Genomic DNA, 25,137 nt, shown 5'->3' with positions numbered 1-25,137 from the left:
CGTTGGGGGACATGTCCCCCAACGAGTATATCGAAAAGAATCAAAATAGCCCGGATTCTCTACTTTTGACCGGTACATAATATGGGAGGAGGTCAACTTAATGAAGTTTTAGAAAACTAAGCAGTTCTATTTAGGGGAAGCTTACAGATTAGGTTCCTTTTATCAAGTTTAGATTTAAAATTCATCTGAGGTGTTTTCAGCATCTCATTGTTTCCTTTTCGGTGAAATATATTTATAACTCTTTGGTCATTAAATGTTACTTGTCCCCGCAGGAATTTCATTCCTTAACAGTGACGATTTCTTTCAATCGAATGTCTTTACTGGAAGCTCCCACCTGAATTTCAAATTCACCTGGTTCCACCTTATATTCACGATACATAGCATCAAAATAGCGGAAGTCCTCTTTTATATCCAATGTAAATCGAACGGTTTTTGTTTCACCTTTTTTAAGGGCTATACGTTCAAACTTTCGCATTTGTTTTACAGGCATCCACGTATCTGATTTTACATCTTTAACATAGAGCTGTACGACTTCTTCCCCATCAAATTTTCCTGTATTTTTAACATTTACCGATACAGAAAGCTTATCAGTGCTCTTTAGTTTGGTTTTATCGGTACTTAGCTTAGTGTATTCAAAATGGGAATAACTCAGGCCATGTCCAAATGGATATAATGGCTCACCGGTATAATACCTATAAGTAAACCCTTTACCGGCACGCATATTATAATCCTTAAAACCTGCCAATTCATCCGTTGATGAGTAGAACGTAACGGGTAGTCGACCTGCAGGATTATAATTACCCAATAACACGTCAGCTACGGCATCTCCCCCTCGTTGTCCAGGGTACCAAGCCATTAGGATTGCATCCAATTCGTCTTCCAAACCATCGAAAGATATGGCACTACCGGACATTAAAACAAATATGACTGGTGTTCCAGTATCTTTCATCGCTTTCAAAGCCCTTAACTGGGTTTGTGGTAGTTCAATTTTAGTTCGATCACCACGGTTAAAGCCTTCAATATTATCACGTCCTCTCATTTCTTCACCTTCCCACGATGCATCCAATCCACCAACAAATATGGCAACGTCTGCATTTTTAACTTCGGATAATGTTTCTTTGGATATTAGGGTAGGATCAATCGTGTTCCTAGCAATATACTCTGGTGTTTCCCAAATAAGGTTTACCTCTCCATCCCCCGTGTTTTCGTAATAGTCTACCTTAATATCATAGGATTGTCCTTTCTTCAATTGAATTTCCCCAAAATAAGGAGTTAAGGATTGATTTGTCCAACCATCGGCAATCTTTTTTCCATCGACCCAAAGCCTACATCCATCATCTGAAGCTACACTCAGCTTATAAGTACCTGTCAGTGGAACTTGCAATTTACCTGTCCAACTGACCGAAAAAGCATCATTCCGAATCGCTTTATCAGGACTTATAATTCCCTGGGCGACTTCAGTACTTGTTGGTGATGTTTCGCTAGGCCATTTGAACTTTATTTGAGAATCCACTCTTATAAAATCGGCTTCGCCTTCTAGTTTCATGTTATTAAAATAATGCCCCGTTAAACCTTCTATAGTTTCCCCATTCTCATCAACAGTAGATAAGTACTTTGCTTCAATTATTGGAAAGTCTTTATTAGTGATATCAGGTATTACCATGGGTACACCTTGAGAATAAGTCACCTCAACATCTTTACCTACGGCATTTTCTATCCCCTCTTTCACCGTAACAAGGTGTGAAGCTTTTCCAAAATAGTTGCCGCGTAAAGCCTTGATATTATCTGCGTTCGGACCTACTAATGCAATTCTTTTCAGCTTATTCTTATTCAAAGGAAGGATACCATCATTCTTCAGTAAAGTCATTGATTTCTGAGCCATAACCAAAGCCATTTCATTATGGGATTTACTATCATTGACCTCAATAGGAATATTGGCATAAGGTACAGTTTCGGCTGGATCGAACATGCCCAATTTCATTTTTGCCAGTACCAAACGATATAAGGACAAATCAATCTCACCTTCGTCAATTAAACCCATTTCAACTGCCTTTTTTAAATGATTTTGATATACAGACCCACAGTTTAAATCGCAGCCTTTACGCACTCCAATGGCAGCAGCTTCCTCTGGAGTATTAACTATTTTATGAAAGGCATGAATGTCTCTAATAGCGCCACAATCGGAAACGACATAGCCCTGAAACTTCCATTTGTTACGTAAAATATCTTCAAGAAGTAACCAGCTTGCACAAGCCGACTCTCCGTCTACACGGTTATAAGCTCCCATTATGGAATATGCTTTGGCATCTACAATTAAATTTTCGAACGCAGGTAAATAGGTTTCCCACAGATCGCGCGAATTGGGTGTTACATTAAAAACATGCCTATCGGGTTCTGGACCATTGTGCACTGCAAAATGTTTTGGGGTAGCAACAAGCTTCATGTATTTAGGATCATCGCCTTGAAGTCCTTTTACAAACTGCATTCCCATTTGACCTGTTAGGTATGGGTCTTCTCCATAAGTTTCATGACCTCTACCCCACCGCGGATCCCTGAAAATATTGATATTAGGTGACCAGAAAGTTAATCCATAATATCTATCAAAATTTCCTTTGCGAACTGCATCATGATGTTTTGCACGTGCTTCATCACTAATTACATCGGCAACTTTCTTCATCATGGCAGGATCAAACGAAGCAGCCATACCAATAGCTTGAGGGAACATGGTGGATACCCCTGAACGAGCCACTCCATGTAAACATTCGTTCCACCAGTTATATTCGGGAACACCTAAACGAGGAACAGCGGGAGCGTGGTCTCCTAATTGTGCAATCTTTTCATCTAGGTTCATTAGGCTAACCAAATCTTTGGCCCTTGTTTCAAAGTCCAAGTTAACATCCATGAACTTATGGGTTTGGTTTGATGCTACCTGACTGCAAACTGGCAGTGTTATTAAAGTAATTAGTAATGTTGCTAAGTAATTTTTCATAATTCTTTGTTTTTCAATGTTGGGCACATAATAAAATCCTTTATTTGAACTTTATTAAGGGTAACCATTTTTAAAGATTCATTGTACGATGTACGCGTGAAGCCTAAATAGGAAAACTTCATATGGCCGTATCTATTAAAAATTTCGCCCCCACTTCCGATCGGACTTGTAATAAATCCATGCATTTTAATGTTTATAGGTGTTAGGTGCCGGTTTTATTCATTCATTAAATCAGTGACTTTCTTTTCCAATTCCTTCCCTCTTAAATTTTTTGCCACGATAATTCCATTGGGATTTAGAAGAAACGTTGTTGGATATCCACCTATACCATAGGTTTCTTTTATTTTATTTGATTCATTTGATATAATTTGAGGCCAAGATATTGAATGCTTATTTATCATTTTTTCTAAATCTTCTGCTGGACTATCGCCAACAATGCCAATGATTTCAAACTTCGACTTGTCAATGTTTTCATATAAATCAGTTAGGTTAGGCATTTCCTGGATACAGGGACCACACCAAGTGGCCCAAAAGTCAAGAAATACGTATTTTCCTTTAAAACTGTCTAATGTAATTGGAGTTTTTGTCTTGAAATCATCCCCAGAAAAATCATAAGCCTTAAATCCAATTTGGGTAGAGGGCAATTTGCTTTTGGGTAAATCCATTTTTTCTAATACCAATACATTTTCGTTCTTTTTTACACCTAAATTTTTATAGATACCATTTTCAATTTCAAGAAATTCATTTTTTGCGATCAAACTTTGGTAATCGGCCTTTTCTCCTTTTTCAATCAAGTCACCAACCTTTATAATGCCTACTTTGTCATACGACAAATTTGTAAAATCGTTAGACGAAATAGCTATTTCCTCCCCTTGAAATCTTGCCGTTGCATATTGCGCGAAATTGCTCAAGAACATGTTGTATTGTTTCATGTGCACGATTAAAAGTGGAGCACTAACTTGGATTATCTTATCATTTGAAAATTGCTCAAAACTCACTTTGATGGCGCTACTCTTTACTAATGAATCATTATTGATATTACGCTTCGGGTTGACTTCCTTAGGTTTAAAAATATCGTCATCACTAAAATCATGATTATTATTTGCGTCGACTATCATTTGCAGTTCGCCAACAGTATCTCTCCCAAAGGCAAAAGCTATTTTAGATTTTATAGGTTTTTTCGATAAATTAATCGAGTCTGGCTCCCAATTCCATGTTTTTTGTAATTCCTCATACCTTTCTTTTGTAATATTCCCTAAATAATAGTTTTGATATACGGATTGGTATATATCTGTATCTACATCTCCAATTTTAACATCAGTCCAGTTTTTAGGTATTCCGGATGTTTTTAGATATGTTTTCTTCCAAGGGTCATTTTCATTATCTGAATATGGTGATATTCCTACCATGGCCGAATCAAAAGGTCCATACCCCTCTTGGAATGTTATGGGTAATTTGAAGATTTTCTCATTTGAGCAGCCTTGTATGATACATAGGAGGTAAATACTGAGTAACAAAACAACACTGAATTTCATGTAATTGAATTATGGTTAATGATTTTTACAAGCTAAAAAGGTAACAGTTGAACGTCGAGAAGACAGGGAGGGATTCACTCCGAGCCTCCTACCTCCCCCGTTTGTGCCGATCCGGCATCTTACAACCCTTATTATATATATCTAAATAAATGTTTTGATTTTGTAAATCCCACTTTCCATTCCGTTTATACGCAATGCTATCAAATGACAGAAATTATAAACTTATTTTCTTTCAGCAAGCACAGGGGATAATGTAAAAATAGATTACGTAATCTATATCGGCTATAAAACATTACCCTTAGGTTATAAATTACAGCCAATTTTGAAATTAAATCACTTAATTCCAATATTTTAAGAATAGTGACAACTCTATGGTAGTTTTAGAAAACTAAGCAGTTCTAGCTAAGGGAACTTTTATATCTCATCCCTTATTTGAACTATTATAAAGATACTGATTTTAAATATTGAACTGCAGGAAAAAAGGGGAAGGCTACAACACAAAAGTTATGTTTGAGAAAAGTCCATTTACGTTCTGACTCAAACTTTTTAAGAATCTAGTTGAGTTTTTATTCCAGCTATTATTTCTGGTAATACCATAAAAAGTGGTAATGAGAAATTCCTTCACAACTACTAGTTATTTGAAGAATATCAAGCTTTTCCGAGTTCTCATTTACAAAATCGACTAGCTTCTTTTTTTTATTGAATTCAATTACTTTAAGTTTCTTGTCCATCTTTTAAATTTCAAATTTTTCAAAATAGTTGGTAACTTGTTAAGATAGATGTAACTACATCTTTACACACCTAAATTAGAACGATATCGCTGTATTTTATAATCATTTATTTGAACTTTAGCTTATCATTTAAATACTTTCCCCGAAAGTCAGTAAGTTATTGTCAGGATCAAGAACTGAAAATTCTTTTTGTCCCCAAGGCTTTGCCTGTAGACTTCCATTAGGATGAATAGTAGTCCCTTTGGCCAACAACCATTGATAATACTTTTCGATATCATCGACCCTTATGTAAACTTGCCCATAATTTTCTTTTGGGTCAAGTGTCTTAAATTCAAAAAAATGAATTTGGATTTTGTCCTTTTTCAATATTAGATAACCTTCGTATTCAGTGTTTCCAAGTTCTTCAAAACCTAATTGATGTAAATAAAAATCCTTGGTAGTTGCCTTGCTGTGCATCGGTATTTTTGGACTGATTTCTGTAAACATGGTTGATCCTTTATTTGAACTTTTATAAGTTTGAAAGCTTTGAATGATTATAAAAATGGGACACTACAAGAATCCCTAATTTTTAAGGTTTAAAAGTGACCTGTCCCTAATCGCTTTGAATTCCGATTTTTCATTCCAATTGGGGTAGCTATCTTCATTGGCCAACTTATAACCAATTTTAAAAAACAATTTGGCATCTTCAATACAACCTTCTAAATCCGATGTTTCCGGATGGTACTCATCTGCCGGTTTATGGTATGCCGTTGCCCAATAGTTTTTAACCTGTTGCTTGGCCCAATCCTTACCATGTTCCCTACTGTCTTGCCAACCTTTTATAAATAACGAAGGGATACCGACTTTGGCAAAGCTAAAATGATCGGACCGGTAGTACATTCCATTTTCAGGAAACGCCTCTTCAACGATATATCGATCTTGTTCTTTAGCGGATTCGGCTACATAATCATCCAATTCGGATTGCCCAAAACCGGTAATGGTCACATCTTTCATTTTACCCATGGGCAATAGCAATTCGTAATTTAAGTTGGCAATTGTTTTTTCAGGAGGGAAGAGACCGTTTTGCGCATAATAGGCAGATCCTGTCATACCGGTTTCTTCGGCTGTAATAGATAGAAAAACAACTGATCTTTTAGGTTTCTCTTTTAAGTTGGCAAAGGCTTTGGCCGTTTCAAGCATGGCAGCCAACGCGGTTCCATTGTCCATGGCCCCATTGTAAATTGAGTCGCCGTCATGTTTTGGGCCAATACCGAAATGATCCCAATGCGCACTGTAAACGATACATTCATCGGCTCTTTCGGTACCTTCTATGATTCCAACGACATTTCTACTGTTTTGGAATTTCAATTCGGTTTTGATCGTGAGGTTTAGATTACAATTTAAACTGACTGCTCTAAATTCGTTTGACATGGCTTGTTTGGCCAACTCATCAAAGTCTAAACCTGATTTTTCGAATAAATTCTTACAGGCAGTATCTGTAATCCAACCTTCCAAAGCACATTTGGAGTGGTTCTTATCTTTGGCTTGAAGTGAAATACCAGAACTGGACGTATTCGTTAAAACTTGCCATCCGTAACCTGCAGGTTTCGTGGAGTGGATCACCATAATGCCTTTTGCACCTTGCCTTGCGGCTTCTTCGTATTTGTATGCCCAACGACCGTAATAGGTCATTGAATTTCCTTTGAATAATTCTGGGTTTTGGGTGGCAAAACCGGGATCGTTCACCAGTACTAAAACAGTTTTCCCTTTTACATCAATACCTTCATAATCGTTCCAATTATATTCAGGTGCAACAATGCCGTAACCCGCAAAGATAATTTCGGAATCTTTAATCTCTACGGTATCATCAAGGTAAGGTGTTTTTGCAATGTAATCCGTGGTTTTTTCTAAAACAACTTCTCCACCTTTTGTGTTTATCGAAATTTCATTATCCGGGGTGAAATTCATTTCTACCAAAGGAACATTCTGGAAATAACTATCCCCATAAGCACCTTTGATCCCCATTTTCTTGAATTCATTGGCAATATAATTCACTGATTTTTCCTCGCCAATGGTGAAAGGTTTCCTTCCTTGAAATTCATCGGAAGAAAGGGTTATTAAATGTTTTTCAAAATCAGTTGAATTAATGGTGTTCTCAGCATCCAAAGCATTGTTTTCATTTTTGCAGGCAGTGAGGACAATTAAAAAAAACACAATGAAAATCGAGGGTCTTGAAGTAAATATCATTCTGATGGTTTTATTCAAATAAAAGTACAGTTTTAATACTTAAAACACATTACGTAAAGACAGGAAATCAAATGGTGATGACTTTACTTGGGTTATACCAAATATTAAACTTGAAGCCTTGGGAAACAAGGTGGTTAAGGAATATAGTAACGACCTAAAAAAGTAATAGGTTTCATTCTTAAGGAAAGGCACACCTTCTTTTGAATCCATAGTAATACCATGTAGGTTTTTAGTCGGTGCATCCATTCCTTCCTAATGTCATATATCTTTTACGGATTAAATAATATATGCCTTAAAACCAGTGATTTTTCCACATAGCTAGCTAACCTTCGAGTGAGGCATGCAATTGTTTCTTAAGTATTCTGAGGTTGAACTATCCCTTGTTTATTTTCTTCCTACTTCATTGGCCCAATTGCCTCTGAAAATTATCTTTTGGTCGTGGATCTTATATATGAACTTACCATATTGGACAAAAATTCCGGCGGAAGCATTTACTACCCAAGAATTATCGGGAATGTTAAAGAAATTCTCAGCTGTAATTATCTTTTGACCCAATTGGTCGTTTATAGAAAACGTTGCCTGTGGCCCAACATCCCATCCAAGGTGGGTATTGAAACTTAGTTTTAGATCCCCCACTAATTTAAAATTATCCTTGGTTTCTATTTTTGTTTTGATTCGTCCTATACTTCCATCATTTAAATCCTTGTCAGGAGTTACCTCAATGGTAAGTTTTGGCAATTCAAAAGCCGATTTTGAGGCCAGGATCATAATGGATTCGTTTTTTATAACGGTATTGTTTTTGTCATAAAATTCAAAAGCAAGCTCCATGTCTTCTATACCATCCGGGGCAATTGTTATTTGATCGGCAAAATAACCTTCCCTTTCAATGTTTTTAGAGTAAATAACCTCGTCCAAATACTTTACAACAACTTTTTTAACCTCCTTATCATTAAATAATTCCAGCGGTATTTGCGTTTTTGTATGTATGGACTTGTTTTTTGGACTTATGATCAGTCCTTTCATATAATCCCTCATGGCATACCAAACCGGCCGTGGGGAACCATATTTGTCATTCAGGTCTTTATACCCCCAGAATCCAAACCATTCTTCCGGTTGATTAATGTTGTGTTTGTTTTTATCGCCACCTTTCCACCAGCCGTCAGCATAGTAAAATGGGCACATTCCTACGGCTCCAGCATCAATAAGATCTCGATAATTGGAGATCAGGCCATCACTTTGCTGTTTTAAGGTGTTTGAACCATACTGTCCGTTGCCTCCTTCCGGTGAAACCGAATAACCGAACTCCGTAGTTATAAAAGGCTTGTCCAATCCATTTAATTCATTCAATCCTTTAATGTAATCCTTAAAACCCATTGTTGCTGTTTGCCCTTCATTGTGGTCATAACAATTGTAAGCGTACACATCGAACAAACTTTCATCCATATAATCACTGATCATCGCATTTGCGGATAATGTAACAGGGATCCCTGGATGGTTTTCATGAATGGTATCAACAAGAAGTTGCATTAGATCCACAAAGGCCTTGCCCGTTACACTATGTATATGATCTGTTTGGGGCTCATTGATAACCAAATACGAAATGATACAATCATAGTTTTTTGCATATTTCAAGAACCTTTTTACCTCTTTTACACTTTCATTAATGAATTTTGGATCCCCATAATCTGCTTCTGGGTTTATTTCCAATCCCATAATAAGTTTTAAACCGGATTCTTGAACAAGTTTCAATTGAGTTTCTGAATATTGGCTCCAAGTTCTAATGGTGTTATAACCGCCTTCCTTGATTTTTTCAAGGTCGAACTTCATCAATTCCAATTCATCCTTTTTCTCATCCTCATATGGATGTTGACCTGGACGGGCACCTATTTCATAACCAATGGCCTTAATGAAATATTTTTCACCATTTAGATGGTACCAATTATCTTTTAATTCAATTTTGGTTTTTGATTGGGAATACCCGTTTACAGCTATTAGCAAAAATAAAATAGCGATCAAGTTCAAATTAAGTTTCATACAATTCTATTATATATTGGATTCTATTTTTTTATTATTGATATACCCTTACATAATCGATCTCCATAGTATCTTGAGTAAAAGATGGATCCACGTCCCCTCCAAGATCACCTCCCATGGCTATATTCAATATGATAAAGAAATCGGCATTGAACGGTAGGCTGTCGTTATTTGTTAACGTTACATAAGGCTCATCATCATAAAGCACATAAATAACCTCAGGAGTCCATTCCAATGAATAAAGATGATACTCCGATGTTGAGGTAGGGGCTTCTGTTTCCAAGCCATAACCAGCATACGAATCACTTGCACTGTCTTGCCAATGGAAAGTTCCCAGTACCGTATTTTTGTCCCAACCGGTTTGCTCCATGATATCCATTTCACCACAATTTGGCCAGCCAACACTGGAAAAGTTAGATCCTAACATCCATATTGCAGGCCAAGTACCTTGGGATGCAGGAAGTTTGGCCCTTACTTCAATCCTACCATAGGTAAATTTTTGCAATCCTTGGGATTTTATTCTTGCCGAAGTATAACCGCCATTTCCATCATCTTTGGCAATAATTTTAAGAACGCCATCTTCAACCACGGCATTTTCCAAATTATCCGTATAGGTCTGTAACTCATTGTTACCCCAACCCCCAGCTCCTGTGTCAAAACCCCAATTGGAGGGACTTGGTGCTCCATTTGTATCAAATTCATCTGACCAAACCAATTGCAATTCACTATATACATAGACTGTTATTGAGTAAGTAGTACTTGAAAATCCTGCGGAATTATATGCTGAAACTATAATTGAATAGTCATTTGTACCACTTTGTGTAAAGGTGTAGCTAAAGGTATTTTGAGTAAGTTCCAGCGTTTCATTATTAATTAAAACCTTATATGAAGTTGCATTTGTAGCTGTGATTGTGAAGTCAACAACCCCGCTACCATCTCCATTGGGATTATTCCCATCCGCACCAAATTTAACACCGGATATTGATAGGTTCGTTGGAATACTGGGCTCATCAACTTCATTCTCACTACTACAAGATAGAAATGATAATAGCATTGCCGTAAGTACCAAATAGATTATATTTTTCATTGTTTTATTATTTATTAGTTGAAAGAATAAGGTCTTTAATAAACCAAAGATTGCATTGAATGTGGTGGGATTGTATTAATTGTTTCAAATTCGTTCACAAGTAATTTATACTGAATACTGTCATCTGTTTTATTCATTACTACGGTTACAATCTGTCCATCCGGATTTTGGAACGAAGTGCTTTCAAGGGTACTTCTGCTTGTAGTTGTACTTACCCTTAAAGCTCCTTTTTTAATGAATTTTGAAAAATGACCTATATAGAAATAAGAGGGTGTATAAATCAATTCCCCTGTTGTGGTATCGGCATGTATTGGTGCAAAGCAAAAATTCTGAACATGATTTGGACCTCCATTTTCATTCAATAGGATATTCCAATCGGTCCATCCAACTGTTCCACTATTAAAATCATTGATCATAGAGTTGCCATAACGTTCTGCATTAGACCACCTTTGGTATTGCGTTGGGTCAAACTGCTCTTGACAGCCTTCTGTAAACAACAGATTTTTAGTTGGAAACGATTCTTTGATATTCTTTAAGTTGTCATATTTAGGTTCGCCACCTGCCCATGTTTCATACCAATGAAATCCGATTCCCCAAGCATATTTCATTGCTTCCGGGTCTTCAAAAATAGTATTTGCCCTTTGTGATATTAAATCCCTGTTATGGTCCCATACCACGATGTTCTTATCTCCCAACCCACTTTTTTCGAATGTTGGGCCTAAATAATTTTTCAAGAAATCGCGTTCTTCCTCCGCAGTATAAATGCAGGACTCCCAACGTTGAACAGCCATTGGTTCATTTTGGATGGTTACGCCCCAAACCGGAATATCCTCTGCTTCATAAGCTTCAATAAATTTCACATAGTAGTTTGCCCACGCCTGGTTGTATTCCGGCAATAATTTGCCGCCATGCAACATGTCGTTGTTGGTTTTCATAAAAGCCGGGGGGCTCCAAGGGCTTGCATAGAAGACCAAATCTTCTTTAATCAGGGCTTTTGCCCGTTTGATCATTGGTATGCGCTTTACCTTGTCTTTTTCTATGGAAAATGTTTTAAGATCCTTATCACCTTCTTCTATGTAAGTATGGCTTCCTAATCCAAAGTCGCTGCTATGGATACTCGTTCTTATGATATTGTAGTTTATTCCTTCATCGGAATAATAGGCTTTTAAAAATTCTTCTTGTTTGTCTTTGCCTAAGGTCGAAAACACCTCTGCAGCTGCATCTGTAATCGCCCCACCGATACCTAAAAATTCTTGAAAGGTTTTATCGGGGTTTACAAAAACGGAAATTTCCGCTTCGGTGGGTTGGGTCGAATTCACAAATACATTTTCATTTGTTTTCGACAATCTAAAATCGGTGTCTTTCGCAGTTGTGTATACTTCGACTTTTTGGTCAATAAGGGACCTTGTTACCTTTTCCATGCCTTTATCGTCCGGTACTTTCAATGCCTCTTTTTTTGAATTGTTACAAGATACCATCAGCACAAATATTGCCATGGAAACAAAATATTTATTTTTCATCCTTTCTTTCTTTTAAATTCCAAATAGTTTAAAATGACGCCACCCTTATCAAAGACCAATTTGATTTTATTTTTCCCCTTTGACAATTTTATATTTTCAATGGTCATGGTTTCATAAATTGCACCGTCATTTGTAGTTTTAGGTAGTATGAATACGTTTGATATGTGCCTTTTATCGTTTTCCAAATGATAAGCCCCTTCCGTAACTTTACTCGAGTATCTTATTGAAACATCGAAGGCCCCTTCGGTCTCTGCCGTAACGGTATATTGCAACCATTCACCTTCCTGAATATCAAAAACTTCATACCCATTTGAATTTCGATCATTACAAGTTTGGATATCAACACCGTCATTCCGCATTTTATTTCCTTTATTCCATGAAACACGTATACCGGTGTCTACCCTATAATTAATAAAATCCTTATCCAGATAGGCATGGCCATTTGTTCCTAAATCGTACTCCGTTGCGTATATGATTCCCGGAATACTGTTTTTTTTATAAGGTTTGGTGGTGTTCGTATTGACTTGTCGAAACATGCCATCAATAACATCGGGTTTTATGGTGAGGTTTTCCATCTTGTAATTTTCGGCCAATTGCATTAATGCATTGAACGCAAATTCTTCAGAAGGCTTCTCTCCTCCATTTTTCCAATAGTTGAGAATAATTTCAAAACCGGGATTTTTGGTAACCGAAGTTACCCCAGCTATATTATCCACCTTTTTCATGGGCCAAAATGCCCAGCCAATAGTATTGGCTTCCATTAAATGAATGGCCTCTTTAAACCAAACATTTGAGTTTTCACCACTTTCACCCAACCAAATGGGCACATTATATTCCTTTCTGTAGTCCAAGAATTCCTGGATGGATTCCTTTGTGTTGAAATTCCAGTATTTATGGAAACTTAATACCGTATTATCGTCCCAAAGCGGAAAAATACCTTCGTAATTATTTCCCCAACAATTACCTTCAATAAAAATTATATGATTGGGATCCACCTCCCTAATAGCTTTGGTAATATCAACCATTAGCTGTCTTAATGGGGCGTTCAATTTTTCATCACAGCCGTTTTTATCTTCTTCTGTAAAATTCCAATTGGGTTCGTTGATTATATCGTAACCCCCAATCCATGGTTCATCTTTATACCGATTTGCCAGTTTTTGCCATAAAGCAATCATTTTTCTTTGATTGGCTTCACTTTCCCACAGGGATGGTTTGGATGTATCGTAATCGGATATATTGGCATCGTTCCCTTGTCCGCCTGGTGCGGCATGTAAATCCAAGATAAGGTACATTTGATTTTCCTTACACCATTTCAGTACATCATCCGTCATTTGAAATCCTTTCTCGATCCAAGTGATCCCATCATTTTTTTCATCCTCGATGGGTGGTGTAAATAAGTTATAATGCATGGGTAACCTAATGGAGTTAAAACCCCAACTGGCCAAGGAATCCACATCTCTTTTGGTTACGCCATTGGCTAAATAAGCTTCATAGAATATCTCTGTTTTTTCCTTACCGATAAGGTCTTCTATTTTTTGTCTGATAACATGTTGAGGCCCTGCGAATTTTCCCGTTTGCAGCATATAACCTTCCTGGACCATCCATCCTCCAAGACCTAAACCCCGCAATAGTACGTTCTTGCCATTCCCATCAACAATGTTCTGGCCCTCTGCATGCAAAAACATTTGAGCAGAAGCATCATTGAATGATGTTAAAAACAAGCAAAATATTATTAAACCAAAATATAATTTTTTCATTACTGAATTTTTATAGTAGGGCTATTACCATACATATGTTCCAACGGCACCTGCATCCAATGATGTCGAGATCGAACCACTAGGGGATTTTATATTAAAGGCCATATCTATTGACGTATTGTTCACGACGATTACAACGATATCCCCACTTGGGGTTTCAAATGCTACATTCGGTAAATCGGAAGAATAGTTTGAACTGACCCGTACCGAACCCGGTCTTACAAATTTTGAGGCATGGGCGATAATGTAATAAGCAACATTTCTTTTTACAGTATCACCATCAATGGTCAATGCCCCTAAACATTCGGTACAACCTCCATCTGTATGTATTTCCAAATTGGAATTCGAAGCTAAATTCCATTCTAAAACCGTTTTGCACCAATTACGGGTTGCACCGACAATCAATTCCCGTGTGTGCCAAAGTAGATTATCGTCAAATTCACTGTTAACACCCACCCATTGTTCTGTGAAATACAGGTTTTTATCAGGGTAAGCATTATGTACTGTACTCAAATTATCAATAGACCCCCCATATAGGTGAAAGGCCGAACCATCAACGTATTCATTCGCTTCGGTATCAGCGAATATTGTCATGGGATAACTTGGATTATCCGCATTATGATCCCAAACGATAATTTTAGTCTGTATACCTGCGGTTTCAAAAGCCGGACCAAGGTGGTTTTTCACAAAATCGGCTTGATCGATCGCTTCCATATACATACTGGGGTTATTGCCATCATGCAAAGGTTCGTTTTGTACCGTAATGGCATCTACCGTAATTCCTTCCGCCTCATAGGCCTTTATGTACTTTACAAAGTAATCTGCATATACTGCATAATATTCGGGTTTTAAACTTCCACCTATGGAATTATTGTTCGTTTTCATCCAAGTTGGTGCGGACCAGGGTGATCCCATTATTTTAATATTGGGGTTGATCGCCAATATTTCCTTTAGAACCGGAATCAGGTTCTCTTTATCTTTTTCTATCGAAAACCTCTCTAGGCTTTCATCGGTTTCACCTTCGGATAAATCGTCATAAGAGAACACTTCCGCATCTAAATCGGAAGCCCCTATACTGATTCTCAGATAACTTACACCAATGTTATCCGAATCAAAAAGTTCATTTAAAATTTCAGCTCTTGAAGCATCGGACATATCATTCAAATGCAATGCACTACCGCCCGTTAAGGAAAAGCCGAAACCGTCCATTGTTTGATACGTTGTTTCGGGGTCAACGGTAATTGAGAAATTGCCATTCTCAGTATACGAAGGCACTTTGTTTGCCTGTAAATTAAACAACTCCGATTGATCAGGTTTGGTAACGTATAAATCCACATCGCTATATGCCGTAGATTGATCCGGTGGTGTTACCTCCGATGCATCGGAACTTGTATCGGTTGAAGAGCACTTGACCAAAAAAAGAGCGCATATTAAAAGTATAAAGGGGTGATTCATGATAAAATTTTAAATTATTAATTGAATTTAGTTAATACAATAACCAATATGACTGGTCACTTATATGAACCTATGGTATACAAAATAATTACAATCCCCTATTATTAGGAAGGGCATTGAGGTTTTCACTAAATTTAAAGCCCATATACATACAATCCAATGAAGCATATGGGCTTTTAACAAAAACTAACTCAGTGCAAAAACCTTTGAATTTTTATGCCATTAATTAGATCCTCTCATTTCAACACGGGAAATTGAAATACCAGGAGTTTGGTTACCCCCGCATTTAATTACCAAATAGATTGTTCCGGAAGTGTCAAATGTCACTGAATTGCTTATAGAGTCTGAATACGAATTACCAACACAACCTACGGAAGAAAGTAAACCACTGATCGTCCCAGTACCACAACCTCCCCAAGTATTCAATCCCATGACAATATCATTTGCATAATCCTGCCCTTGTATGGGCTCTACGGTACTTGCCATTACCTCGAACCAGGTTTCATCGTTTCCTTCTCCAGAGACAACCATGTCTATTTTATACTCTTTATCCGCAACAACATCAATGGCTTGGTAAATAGCTTGTTGGTTCCAGCCACTCGCAACAATAGTTGCGCTACCTTCATTAAAAGTCCAGTAAGCTCCAGAATCACTAATGTTTAAAACGGTCCATTCTGCGTGGTCATCAGCATCCTCAAACAACCCTCCTTTTACTATGTTTCCTGCTACAGGGTCGGATACCTCGACTTCCAATTCCTGGGATGTGGTTTCTGAGACTCCTCCCTTACCCACGACCTTATGTGAAATGGAATACGTTCCAGCATCGGGTAAGAATATTTCTTCGGTTCCCCCTCCAGAATAAAAACCAGCTCCTGTTCCTAAATCCCAGTTTGATGAGATATAACTTCCATTGGCCGATAGTAGATAGGTATTATTCGAATCACTAACGGGTGTTATGGTAAAACTTGCATCTAAATCGGTATCATAAAGACCATTACCATCGCCCCACTCCTCTGGTTGACAAGAAAATAGTACTACGGTTGCCAACCCCAAGGTAAAAAACCTAGCAACGTTTTTTAATTTTATATAAAAGTTCATAAAATTTCGTTTTAATATTAATAATTAGGATTTTGCTCTAGTAGCGTATTTTCCAATTCGGCTAAAGGAATAGGTAAAATCTCATTTTTACCAGCTACAAACCCTCTATCAGCCAAAGTATTGGCTGCATTACCCGTTCTTACCAAATCGTACCATCTATGGCCTTCGCCCGCCAACTCCAAACGACGTTCACTTAAAATGGCATCAATCGAAACAGGAACAGAGGGTAGCCCTACTCTTGCCCTTACGGCGTCTAATAATGCTTGAGCACGTGTTCCACTCCCGCCTAAGGCTTCCGCTTCCATTAAATAGGTATCGGCCAAACGTATCATATACGTATGTTGTTTATAGTTAAGCACAGCATCACCTCCACCAGTTGAAACATCAGAGTTTAAAGGCATGAATTTTTTAAGGTAATAGCCTGTGTATTGGTAACTTTCTTCCAATTCAACTTCACCCGCATCCACATAGGATTGTAAATCCTCAATTGTTGAATCAAATCTTGGGTCGCCATTCATAGCATCATATAGACTTTGTGTTATAATATTAAAGCCCCAACCCGCAGCATAATCAGGTGCCGTAGAACCTGAAGTTCGTACATATCCCCTAGGGCCTACCATAACATTCAAGCTGTTGCCTTCATCGTCTCCAGCGCCCCAATTGCCCCAAACGGCATTACTTTGATCGGTATGTGCTATTTCAATGATTGCTTCGCTATTATAAGTATTATCTACATCCCATAAATCTGAAAAGTTATCAAGCAATTTATATCCATATGCACTTGTAGATCCCGGTGTACCGTTTACATCTGCAAATTGTTCGGCGGCTTCAGAGTTCTTTCCTTCGAATAAATACACTTTTCCCAAAACGGCTTTTGCAGCCCCTTGACTTATACGACCAGCCTCTGAAGATAGTTCCAATGTTACGGGTAGATCATCAATAGCTTCACTTAAATCCGTTTCTATTTGGGCATAAACCTCACTTGGGTCTGCCTGCACTACAGTATAATATTCATCGGTAGACAAAGGTGTTGTAATAAGGGGTATATTCCCGAACAGTCTAACCAACTCAAAATAGTAAATGGCCCTCAAAGCTTTGGTTTCAGCCGTATATCTTGCTTTTAGGGATTCATCCATATCAACATCAGGGAGTTTTGTCAAAAGTGTATTTGCCCTAAAGATGCCTTGGTAAAAATCGTCCCAATAACTTTCGGCAACTGTGCTTTCACTAATGGTATAATTGGAAAAAACCTGCAATTGTGAACCATCGGATGAACTACCACCACCGCAATAGTGATCATCAGATCCTGAATTCAATAATGCGATCATATTCTCGAACCCTTTGGATTGTTTTCCTATCACATCGTAAACAGCAACTAAACCCGAATAAGCCTCCTCTGCAGTTTTATAATAATTCTCTTCTAATGAAGTCCCCTCCGGATCCACTTCCAAAAACTCTTTACTGCATGATACCATGAAAAGCAATATTGGGAGCCCAATACATATAATCTTTATTTTTTTAAGTGTCATATCTTTAAATATTTTTATTAAAACTGTAAGTTTATTCCAATTTGATTGGTCTTGGCCTGTGGATAATACCCTCGGTCAATTCCGAAAACATCACCCCCGATTTCTGGATCGTAACCTGTATATTTCGTAAAAGTGAATAAGTTTTCACCTGTTAAGTAAATCCTTAATTTATCAATACCATATTTGCTTAGCAGGTCTTTCGGAATTGTATACCCAACTTGGATCGTCTTGAACCTGAAATAATCACCATCCTCAAGATAAAAATCAGAAGGATTGGAGAAGTTATTATTGGTATCGTTGGTCGTTAGTCTAGGATAGGAGTTTGATGTTCCTTCACCTACCCATCTTCCCAAAGCGGCAGTTTGATAGTTGGCGTTTTCAATATCCAACCTTCTTAAACCTTGAAAAATCTTATTCCCTGCGGCTCCTTGTCCAAAGACCAAAAGGTCTATATTCTTATAACTTAAATTAAGTGTAAAACCATATGTAAACTTAGGAATCGAATTTCCGAGAAACATTCTATCATCAGAATCTATAGTTCCGTTATCATCCAGATCCTTCCATTTAAAATCCCCTGGCTGCGCATTAGGTTGGATTACCGTTCCATTTGAACTTACATAGCTGTCAATCTCTGCTTGATTTTGAAAAATACCGTTTGTTTTAAAACCATAGAAAGAATTTACGGTTTGGCCTACTTCGGTCCTTGTAATTGGATACGTACTCGATTGTATCGTTTCCCCTCCTGAAATAAAGTCAACACCATTACCTAGGTAAGTAACCTCGTTTTCCAAATAGGATACGTTTCCGTTCAAAGAAAAGTTGAACTCATTAAATTGTTTTGAGAAACCCAGTTCCAAATCGACCCCCCTGTTTTCCATATCCGCCACATTCCCGGTAGGGCTACTAATGGCACCGACATATCCCGGAATGGTGACATCCTGAAGAATACCTGTTGTTACTTTTTTATACCAATCAAAGGCAACCGTGAAATTTTTGAACAACCTTGAGTCGAAACCGATATTCAACTGGCTTGTTTCTTCCCATTTCAAGTCTGGGTTTGAAGGGGCATCAGGACTATTACCGATAGTTACTGAACCTGAGGTTCCGATGGTATAGTTTCTACCATCGCCAATGGTTGATAAATATTTAAAATCTCCGATGTTGTCATTACCGGTAACACCATAACCACCTCTGATCTTAAATTGATCGACCCCACTGTTATCTGGCCAAAATTCTTCATTGGAAAGAACCCAACCCGTAGAAAATGAAGGAAAATAACCGTATTTATTATTTGAGCCGAAACGAGAAGATCCATCTCTACGAATAATGGCGGTCAATAGGTATTTTTCTTTAAAATCATAATTCAATCTTGAAAATAAAGAAGTTACCTTATGCTCGGTATTTGTCCATGCGGAAGCATCTATTTGATCCGTAGGTATGTCATAGTTGAAAGAAGCATCCTTATAACTGTCTACAGGTATATCGTAATAGGTTACACTTTCACCGGAACCGATATTATCAATGTAAACACCTTGACCCAATAACACACTGAAATTATGGTCACTAATGGATTTAGTATAAGAAACGGTGTTCTCAATGTTCCACCCAAAACCTTTATTGGTTACCCTATATATATTATTTTGGGTTACTATACTACTGGCATTCAGATAAGATTCAGGCGTATAACCGTAACTGCCCCAATAAGCAAGCTTTCCACCTAGTGTACTTCTGAATTTCAAACCTTCAATAGGCTCAAACTCTAAATAGGCATTTCCCACAAAATTGTCTGCCCAACTGTAATTCCCTAAAAGGGTTTGTTGGTACGCCAATGGATTGGACATTTCCTGTGCAACATAATTGGAAATACCATAAGGGTTTCCGTTAGCATCGGTCATTACGCCGTTATTCGTATATGGGGCTTGATTTATAAGGATTGGATCCGTTTCAACGATTGGTGTTGTGGGGTCCAAATTGATTGCTGAAGATAATGGCCCCCCGAATTCACTATTGGTATTCCCGATTCCTACAGTCTTCTCATTGGAATACCCAACTGTTTGGCCAAAAGTAAGCTTATCGGTAATCTTGTGCGTGGAATTCAATCGTATGTTTTTTCGGGTATAATTGGAGATATCACTCAACACGATACCTTCCTGATCGGTATAACCAAAGGAAGCATAGTATTTAGATACATCATTCCCACCACTAAGACTTAGTTCGTGGGTTGTCTTTTGGGCTCCTTTATTGAAAATAACCGATTGCCAATCCGTACCCTCACCTAAAGAGGCCGGGTCTGAAAATAAAATATCTCCTCCGCCATTAACAGATTTCTCATTTAATAAGGTAGCATATTCAGTAGCATTCAATAAATCCAATTTTCTGGCGGCTGAAGAAAATCCTGTATAACCATTGTAGTTTATACTTAGTTTGCCAGACTTTCCTTTTTTGGTCGTAATAAGAATCACCCCTGTTGCTGCTCTTGCACCATATATGGCTTGGGATGCGGCATCTTTCAACACTTCTATGGAAGCGATATCCGATTGATTTAAAAATCCGATTCCACCAGCATCTACGACAACACCATCAACCACCCATAGGGGGTCGTTACTACCTAATGTGGTAATTCCACGAACCCTCACGGTAGAAGAGGATCCAGGCTGTCCGGAATTTGACGCAATGGTCATACCCGAAACCCTACCTTGTAAAGTTTGCTCTACTCTAGTGATAGGCAAATCTTCGAGTTCACTTTGTTTAACTCCGGAAATAGCACCTGTCACAACACTCTTCTTTTGAGTACCATAACCAACCACCACCACTTCATCAAGTTGTTCTAGGTCTTCTGTCAAGGTAACGGTTATGCTTGCGCTGTTCTTCACAACAATGCTTTGGGTAACATAACCGAGATAACTAAATGATAATGTTGATCCAATTTCCGTATTGATGGTAAAAGCACCATCAAAATCCGTGACTGTACCAATGGTAGTCCCTTCTACAATTACATTTGCCCCGGGCACTGGTAAGCCTGATCCGTCATTTACAATTCCTGATATGGGAATTTCCTGTGCAAAAGAAAACCATGATGAAATAATAAATAGAATCGTGAACGATTTTAAATTTAAATTACTTTTTTTCATATTAAGTTAGGTTAATTGTTTTTTGACCCTTAAATGAATTAAAGGTTCGAAACAAATTAAACCATGTATCCTCTTAAGTACAATCGGATATATGAAAAAAGTAGATTGAAAACAGCTCCTCGATTTGTTAAGTAATTGTTAATTAAGTATATACATTTAACATATCTTTTGAAAAAAGTAGTTGGAATATAATCGTAACACAGTAAAAATCTAGTAATAAATTCTATATAAATAACATTTCAATAATTTATGGCTACCAAATTTAATGCAGTCTGAATATTACATTATTTTTTTTACCATATCCTCAAACGATTCCCGGTCAATTGCATTGTTCCTGACCTTAACCCTATAGTTGTAAATGGTGTTTACGGAATATCTTAAGATTTTTGAAATCTGGGCACTGTTTGATATGCCTAACCTGATTAAAGCAAAAATTCTCAATTCTACGGTTAGTGCTTCCTCTTGTTTGATGTTTATTTTCCCATCTTCTTTCAACAAATCATTAAAGCTTTCGATAAAATTTGGATATATGTGCAAGAAAGATTTATCAAAATTAGCGTTGAAAACTTTCAATTCATCATCGACCACCTTTTTAGATTTAGTCAATTCGAGTAGTTCATTTACTTTGTTTGTAATTATATACTTCCGTACCGTCTTCCGGTATACATCCAATTTATCTATATATTCCGAGTATAAGTTTAGAAATGTGCCGATATAATGCTCTTTTATGGCGTCAACTTCTGAAAGCTCTTCGTATATTCGTTTAAGATCACTATTCGAAAAGCTTAGTTTTTCATTTAAATCCTTTAACTGTAAATTGGCAGTTTTCAAATATTCCCTCCCCAATTTTATCCTCTTATACTGTTTAAAAATATAAAATAGTGCGGCCATTAAAATTATGGACAAAAGGCTAATGAAAATCAACTGTTTTTTTAGTTTATCACTTTGCTCAATGCTATTTATTTCATAAGATTTTGAAATCACCGGTAAAACATTGGATATATCCAAAAACCGTAATTTGGAGTTGTAAAATTTGGCATCTTCAAAAGAGAACCTGATATAATCATGGGCTCTTTCAACATCCCCTTCCTCAAACAAAATCATGGCTAAGTTCGCTAAAGAGGCATTATCTTTTACGGATGATTGTATATCTGAAATAGCGGATAAAATGAGGAATTTTTTTTGATTTGCCCTGTTACCATCTAACTCATAGCTCATATATGACCTGTTAAAGGCGACTAAAGCATATTCCCTGGTACCCATTTGAGCCAAGGATAATCTTTTGGCATTAACTTCCATGGCCTTTTTTGTATTAAATTCATCCCTAAAGTTTTGTTCGGTTACCTCCAAATACAATTTAGAATTCTTATCAAGATTTGTTACTTGGGAGTTGAGGGAATCTTTATAGGCGTTATAAAGTTTATCATATTTTGCGCTGATGCTTTTGATTCTGGAAATTGCCCTAAGTTCGGAATAACACCTTTTATTGATAATATAATATTCCTGAATTAAATCTTGAGATAAATTTGATGGGTTTATTTCCCCAACTAAACTGATTGACTCATCATACCGTCCGGACGTTGCTAAAAGTTTGGCAAGCCTTAAAGTTGATTCCTGTAAAAAATTATCTTTCCCTATTTTTTTTGCGAATGCTAAATTATCCTCGATATAATGTAAGGTAGAATCAAAGCTATAGTATCTATACTCTGTAATTAGGGCATTGGTAATAAAATATCTGTTCTCCCCCTTGATATTATCATCATCTAAAAGGGTTTTCAGGTTCGAAATTCTTGATTCCTTTAATTGATCGTAAATTTCACGTTTACCCATTTCCTGTTCTAATCGTACAATCAAGGAGTCTAATTCATTTTGGTTATTCTCGGGTGCTACTAAAATGAATAGCATTAGATTTATATATAGTGGTATTTTATACATTACGATTCAATTATGTACGAATATCGATTTTAGAAATTTAATAAAAAAACTAATGTCTTACAGTCTGACAAAATTGTTATTTAAAAAATATTTGAAGTGGGTTTCATAAATGTCACTTTCAATAATATGGCTAAGGTTAAATTTTATTTTACATAAATGATCTTTTAATGCCTGTAATTAGCCCAACTCTGATTAGAAGCTTGGCCAACTCGATGGATGTGGTAATTTAAGGAGATGGATTTCCAACCCTTTCGGAAATATTTATATTGAAGTGAAGGTTGTTTTTTTTCAATATATTTGAAAACAACAGGGTATCAACAATGGCGTTAATTTAGCTTTAGGGCAAACTAAAAATCAGTGATACATCATTAATTGAACTTTATAATGATTTTAAATTGATCGTAAAAAGTGGAAGGTTACGGTTCGGCAATTATGTATGGTTATCGTTTACCCAGAATTTTTAGATTCTTTAAGGTAACCGTTTAGAATTATACCGAACAATGCAAGCCAAATTAATCTATATAGCCAAATATTGATTTCATACCCAAAAAATTGCCCCGTATCTTCATTTTTCAAAAAGCTGGAAACAATGATGACCAAGGCTAGTAACATTCCGATAATTGAAATTGACTTTCTCATAATCTTTTACTTTGGTAGTTTTTTTTAGTTAAATCAATAGATTTTTGAACTTTACCTTAGGTGTTTGGGGAAGTCCATCATGCCTCCCAGGACTCTAACTATGAATATTCCTTTTGGGTCGATATAGTAAAATATTACATGTGATTTGTACCTATACCTCAGTAGCATGCGATTCTTGACGGCAACATATCTTCTACCTAAATCCGGATTATTGGCCAGTTGCCCCAAAACCTCCTTTAGTCCATGGGCATATTTTAAAGATTGGCGTTCCCCGAATTCTTTAATGGTGAATTTGGCAATCGACTTGATATCGCTCTTTGCCTTGACACTGATTACAAAGCTAGTTTTCGGCATTGTGCTCGTTTATTGCTTCTTCCCAAATACTATCTATGGTAGCGTCGGATGGCCCACTCTCCATTCCTTCAATCAACGCTTCGTTTAAATCCACTATACGCTTTCTTCTCTCTTGATCTTTACGAATAATATCTCTGATGTATTCGCTGTCGTTTGTGTAAAAACCCTGTTCAATCAGACTTTTTACATAAGCCTCTTGTTGTTCTGTAAATGTGATAGATTTTCTAATTACCGCCATAATGAACCAATAATATTAATAATGGTTCAATTTATAAATAAAATTTTAGCAAAGCAACTATCCTTTATTTGAACTTTTTTCAAAGTCAAATGTTTTTTTGACTTTGATTTGCTTTAATAATAAATCTAGAAAGTCGACCCAAATTAGTCAAAATCAGGTATCCAACAACCAGATTAACCCCCGAAATAAACCATCTAAAATAATCTCCAAAATCTGAAAGCGCAGGGGCCTCAAAAGGGTTTAAACCAGATGCGGATATTTCTTTTTTAAAACCGAGATAACAATAATGCAGGAATTCGGGTAAGTGATCCAATAACAGAAACCCTCCAATAAATATCAATGCTATTTTTACTATTTCAAGACTTCCTAAATTTCCAAAATCGATTCGGTCATCGTCAAACCCCTCATTTAGTTTAAGGACATCAATTACCATATCTGATTTTCGAAGAAGAATTATAAATAACAGGATCATTAAAACGGATGAGCCTAAAATCAATAAAACTGCCGTGAACTGGAGTTCATAACTTAAATAACTAATATTTGAAGGAATGAAATTAAAAATCACAAGAAGTAATAGATATAGGGCAAAAAGCCTTAGAACTATTCTAAAAAAATCTCTTTTGGTCATATTCTGTTTTCATACTGAAAGTAATTGTAATTGGTTTTTGAACTTTTAATTATTTCCTGGTTTGACAAAAAATCGTCCTATTTCAGCCCTTATCAAGAGTTTAAACGAATAATCAACCTTCAATTGAATACGGCCATAAGAATATGCCCACCGCCAATGCAATAAAGATGATAACAGCTAAACAGCCAATGGCAAAACAACTTTTAAATACTTCCTTGGTTCCAATTACTTCTTCTTTCATATACTTATGA

Annotated in this window: 17 protein-coding genes; all 17 read right to left on the bottom strand. The window is 36.8% G+C overall.

What is annotated here, in order from left to right; all coding sequences use genetic code 11:
- Window positions 1-277 precede the first annotated feature (277 nt).
- Window positions 278-2,989, bottom strand: coding sequence for a glycoside hydrolase family 3 protein (locus tag GJ691_RS03180; RefSeq protein ID WP_154363657.1), 2,712 nt, complete (start codon window positions 2,987-2,989; stop codon window positions 278-280).
- A 215-nt stretch (window positions 2,990-3,204) separates the two neighbouring features.
- Complete coding sequence (locus GJ691_RS03175) at window positions 3,205-4,398, bottom strand: TlpA family protein disulfide reductase (RefSeq protein ID WP_179955013.1); 1,194 nt, start codon at window positions 4,396-4,398, stop codon at window positions 3,205-3,207.
- A gap of 986 nt (window positions 4,399-5,384) precedes the next feature.
- The gene (locus GJ691_RS03170; RefSeq protein WP_154363653.1) at window positions 5,385-5,741 is read right to left on the bottom strand and encodes a bleomycin resistance protein; all 357 of its coding nucleotides are present in this window, start codon (window positions 5,739-5,741) and stop codon (window positions 5,385-5,387) included.
- Window positions 5,742-5,816: 75 nt separating this feature from the next.
- The gene (locus GJ691_RS03165; protein ID WP_154363650.1) at window positions 5,817-7,481 is read right to left on the bottom strand and encodes a M20/M25/M40 family metallo-hydrolase; all 1,665 of its coding nucleotides are present in this window, start codon (window positions 7,479-7,481) and stop codon (window positions 5,817-5,819) included.
- A gap of 384 nt (window positions 7,482-7,865) precedes the next feature.
- Window positions 7,866-9,515, bottom strand: coding sequence for a glycoside hydrolase family 2 TIM barrel-domain containing protein (locus GJ691_RS03160; RefSeq protein ID WP_154363647.1), 1,650 nt, complete (start codon window positions 9,513-9,515; stop codon window positions 7,866-7,868).
- A gap of 34 nt (window positions 9,516-9,549) precedes the next feature.
- The gene (locus GJ691_RS03155; protein ID WP_154363643.1) at window positions 9,550-10,602 is read right to left on the bottom strand and encodes a glycoside hydrolase family 16 protein; all 1,053 of its coding nucleotides are present in this window, start codon (window positions 10,600-10,602) and stop codon (window positions 9,550-9,552) included.
- Between the two features lie 35 nt (window positions 10,603-10,637).
- Window positions 10,638-12,023: a glycoside hydrolase family 30 protein gene (locus GJ691_RS03150; RefSeq protein ID WP_246200101.1), complete on the bottom strand. Its 1,386-nt coding sequence runs from the start codon at window positions 12,021-12,023 to the stop codon at window positions 10,638-10,640.
- Window positions 12,024-12,118: 95 nt separating this feature from the next.
- Entirely contained in the window at window positions 12,119-13,879 is a 1,761-nt protein-coding gene (locus GJ691_RS03145) for a cellulase family glycosylhydrolase (RefSeq protein ID WP_154363641.1), read from the bottom strand.
- A 24-nt stretch (window positions 13,880-13,903) separates the two neighbouring features.
- Window positions 13,904-15,334 (bottom strand): glycoside hydrolase family 30 protein, encoded by a 1,431-nt coding sequence (locus GJ691_RS03140; RefSeq protein WP_154363640.1) that lies wholly within the window; start codon window positions 15,332-15,334, stop codon window positions 13,904-13,906.
- A 222-nt stretch (window positions 15,335-15,556) separates the two neighbouring features.
- Entirely contained in the window at window positions 15,557-16,432 is an 876-nt protein-coding gene (locus GJ691_RS03135; RefSeq protein WP_154363637.1) for a hypothetical protein, read from the bottom strand.
- A gap of 17 nt (window positions 16,433-16,449) precedes the next feature.
- The gene (locus GJ691_RS03130) at window positions 16,450-17,961 is read right to left on the bottom strand and encodes a RagB/SusD family nutrient uptake outer membrane protein (protein WP_154363635.1); all 1,512 of its coding nucleotides are present in this window, start codon (window positions 17,959-17,961) and stop codon (window positions 16,450-16,452) included.
- 17 nt (window positions 17,962-17,978) lie between these two features.
- Window positions 17,979-21,092 carry a SusC/RagA family TonB-linked outer membrane protein gene (locus tag GJ691_RS03125; protein WP_154363633.1) on the bottom strand — a complete coding sequence of 1,038 codons (3,114 nt, stop codon included), beginning with the start codon at window positions 21,090-21,092 and terminating at the stop codon, window positions 17,979-17,981.
- A gap of 279 nt (window positions 21,093-21,371) precedes the next feature.
- Window positions 21,372-22,997: a DUF6377 domain-containing protein gene (locus GJ691_RS03120; RefSeq protein ID WP_154363632.1), complete on the bottom strand. Its 1,626-nt coding sequence runs from the start codon at window positions 22,995-22,997 to the stop codon at window positions 21,372-21,374.
- A 477-nt stretch (window positions 22,998-23,474) separates the two neighbouring features.
- Entirely contained in the window at window positions 23,475-23,666 is a 192-nt protein-coding gene (locus GJ691_RS03115) for a hypothetical protein (protein ID WP_154363630.1), read from the bottom strand.
- A gap of 51 nt (window positions 23,667-23,717) precedes the next feature.
- A complete protein-coding gene (locus GJ691_RS03110) occupies window positions 23,718-24,020 on the bottom strand; it encodes a type II toxin-antitoxin system RelE/ParE family toxin (RefSeq protein ID WP_154363628.1) in 303 nt (100 codons plus the stop codon).
- Complete coding sequence (locus GJ691_RS03105; protein WP_154363626.1) at window positions 24,007-24,258, bottom strand: type II toxin-antitoxin system ParD family antitoxin; 252 nt, start codon at window positions 24,256-24,258, stop codon at window positions 24,007-24,009. The genes GJ691_RS03110 and GJ691_RS03105 overlap by 14 nt, the downstream gene beginning before the upstream one ends.
- 85 nt (window positions 24,259-24,343) lie before the next feature.
- A complete protein-coding gene (locus GJ691_RS03100) occupies window positions 24,344-24,886 on the bottom strand; it encodes a hypothetical protein (RefSeq protein ID WP_154363625.1) in 543 nt (180 codons plus the stop codon).
- Window positions 24,887-25,137 lie beyond the last annotated feature (251 nt).

This window comes from Maribacter luteus, assembly GCF_009674825.1.
Classification (GTDB): Bacteria; Bacteroidota; Bacteroidia; order Flavobacteriales; family Flavobacteriaceae; genus Maribacter_A; species Maribacter_A luteus.
This window is presented reverse-complemented; position numbering and strand designations above follow the sequence as displayed.

Coding starts and splice junctions, on each gene's coding strand:
- GJ691_RS03180 (WP_154363657.1), bottom strand. CDS start 2,989: ATGAAAAATTACTTAGCAACATTACTAATTACTTTAATAACACTGCCA.
- GJ691_RS03175 (WP_179955013.1), bottom strand. CDS start 4,398: ATGGTAGGAATATCACCATATTCAGATAATGAAAATGACCCTTGGAAG.
- GJ691_RS03170 (WP_154363653.1), bottom strand. CDS start 5,741: ATGTTTACAGAAATCAGTCCAAAAATACCGATGCACAGCAAGGCAACT.
- GJ691_RS03165 (WP_154363650.1), bottom strand. CDS start 7,481: ATGATATTTACTTCAAGACCCTCGATTTTCATTGTGTTTTTTTTAATT.
- GJ691_RS03160 (WP_154363647.1), bottom strand. CDS start 9,515: ATGAAACTTAATTTGAACTTGATCGCTATTTTATTTTTGCTAATAGCT.
- GJ691_RS03155 (WP_154363643.1), bottom strand. CDS start 10,602: ATGAAAAATATAATCTATTTGGTACTTACGGCAATGCTATTATCATTT.
- GJ691_RS03150 (WP_246200101.1), bottom strand. CDS start 12,023: ATGGAAAAGGTAACAAGGTCCCTTATTGACCAAAAAGTCGAAGTATAC.
- GJ691_RS03145 (WP_154363641.1), bottom strand. CDS start 13,879: ATGAAAAAATTATATTTTGGTTTAATAATATTTTGCTTGTTTTTAACA.
- GJ691_RS03140 (WP_154363640.1), bottom strand. CDS start 15,334: ATGAATCACCCCTTTATACTTTTAATATGCGCTCTTTTTTTGGTCAAG.
- GJ691_RS03135 (WP_154363637.1), bottom strand. CDS start 16,432: ATGAACTTTTATATAAAATTAAAAAACGTTGCTAGGTTTTTTACCTTG.
- GJ691_RS03130 (WP_154363635.1), bottom strand. CDS start 17,961: ATGACACTTAAAAAAATAAAGATTATATGTATTGGGCTCCCAATATTG.
- GJ691_RS03125 (WP_154363633.1), bottom strand. CDS start 21,092: ATGAAAAAAAGTAATTTAAATTTAAAATCGTTCACGATTCTATTTATT.
- GJ691_RS03120 (WP_154363632.1), bottom strand. CDS start 22,997: ATGCTATTCATTTTAGTAGCACCCGAGAATAACCAAAATGAATTAGAC.
- GJ691_RS03115 (WP_154363630.1), bottom strand. CDS start 23,666: ATGAGAAAGTCAATTTCAATTATCGGAATGTTACTAGCCTTGGTCATC.
- GJ691_RS03110 (WP_154363628.1), bottom strand. CDS start 24,020: ATGCCGAAAACTAGCTTTGTAATCAGTGTCAAGGCAAAGAGCGATATC.
- GJ691_RS03105 (WP_154363626.1), bottom strand. CDS start 24,258: ATGGCGGTAATTAGAAAATCTATCACATTTACAGAACAACAAGAGGCT.
- GJ691_RS03100 (WP_154363625.1), bottom strand. CDS start 24,886: ATGACCAAAAGAGATTTTTTTAGAATAGTTCTAAGGCTTTTTGCCCTA.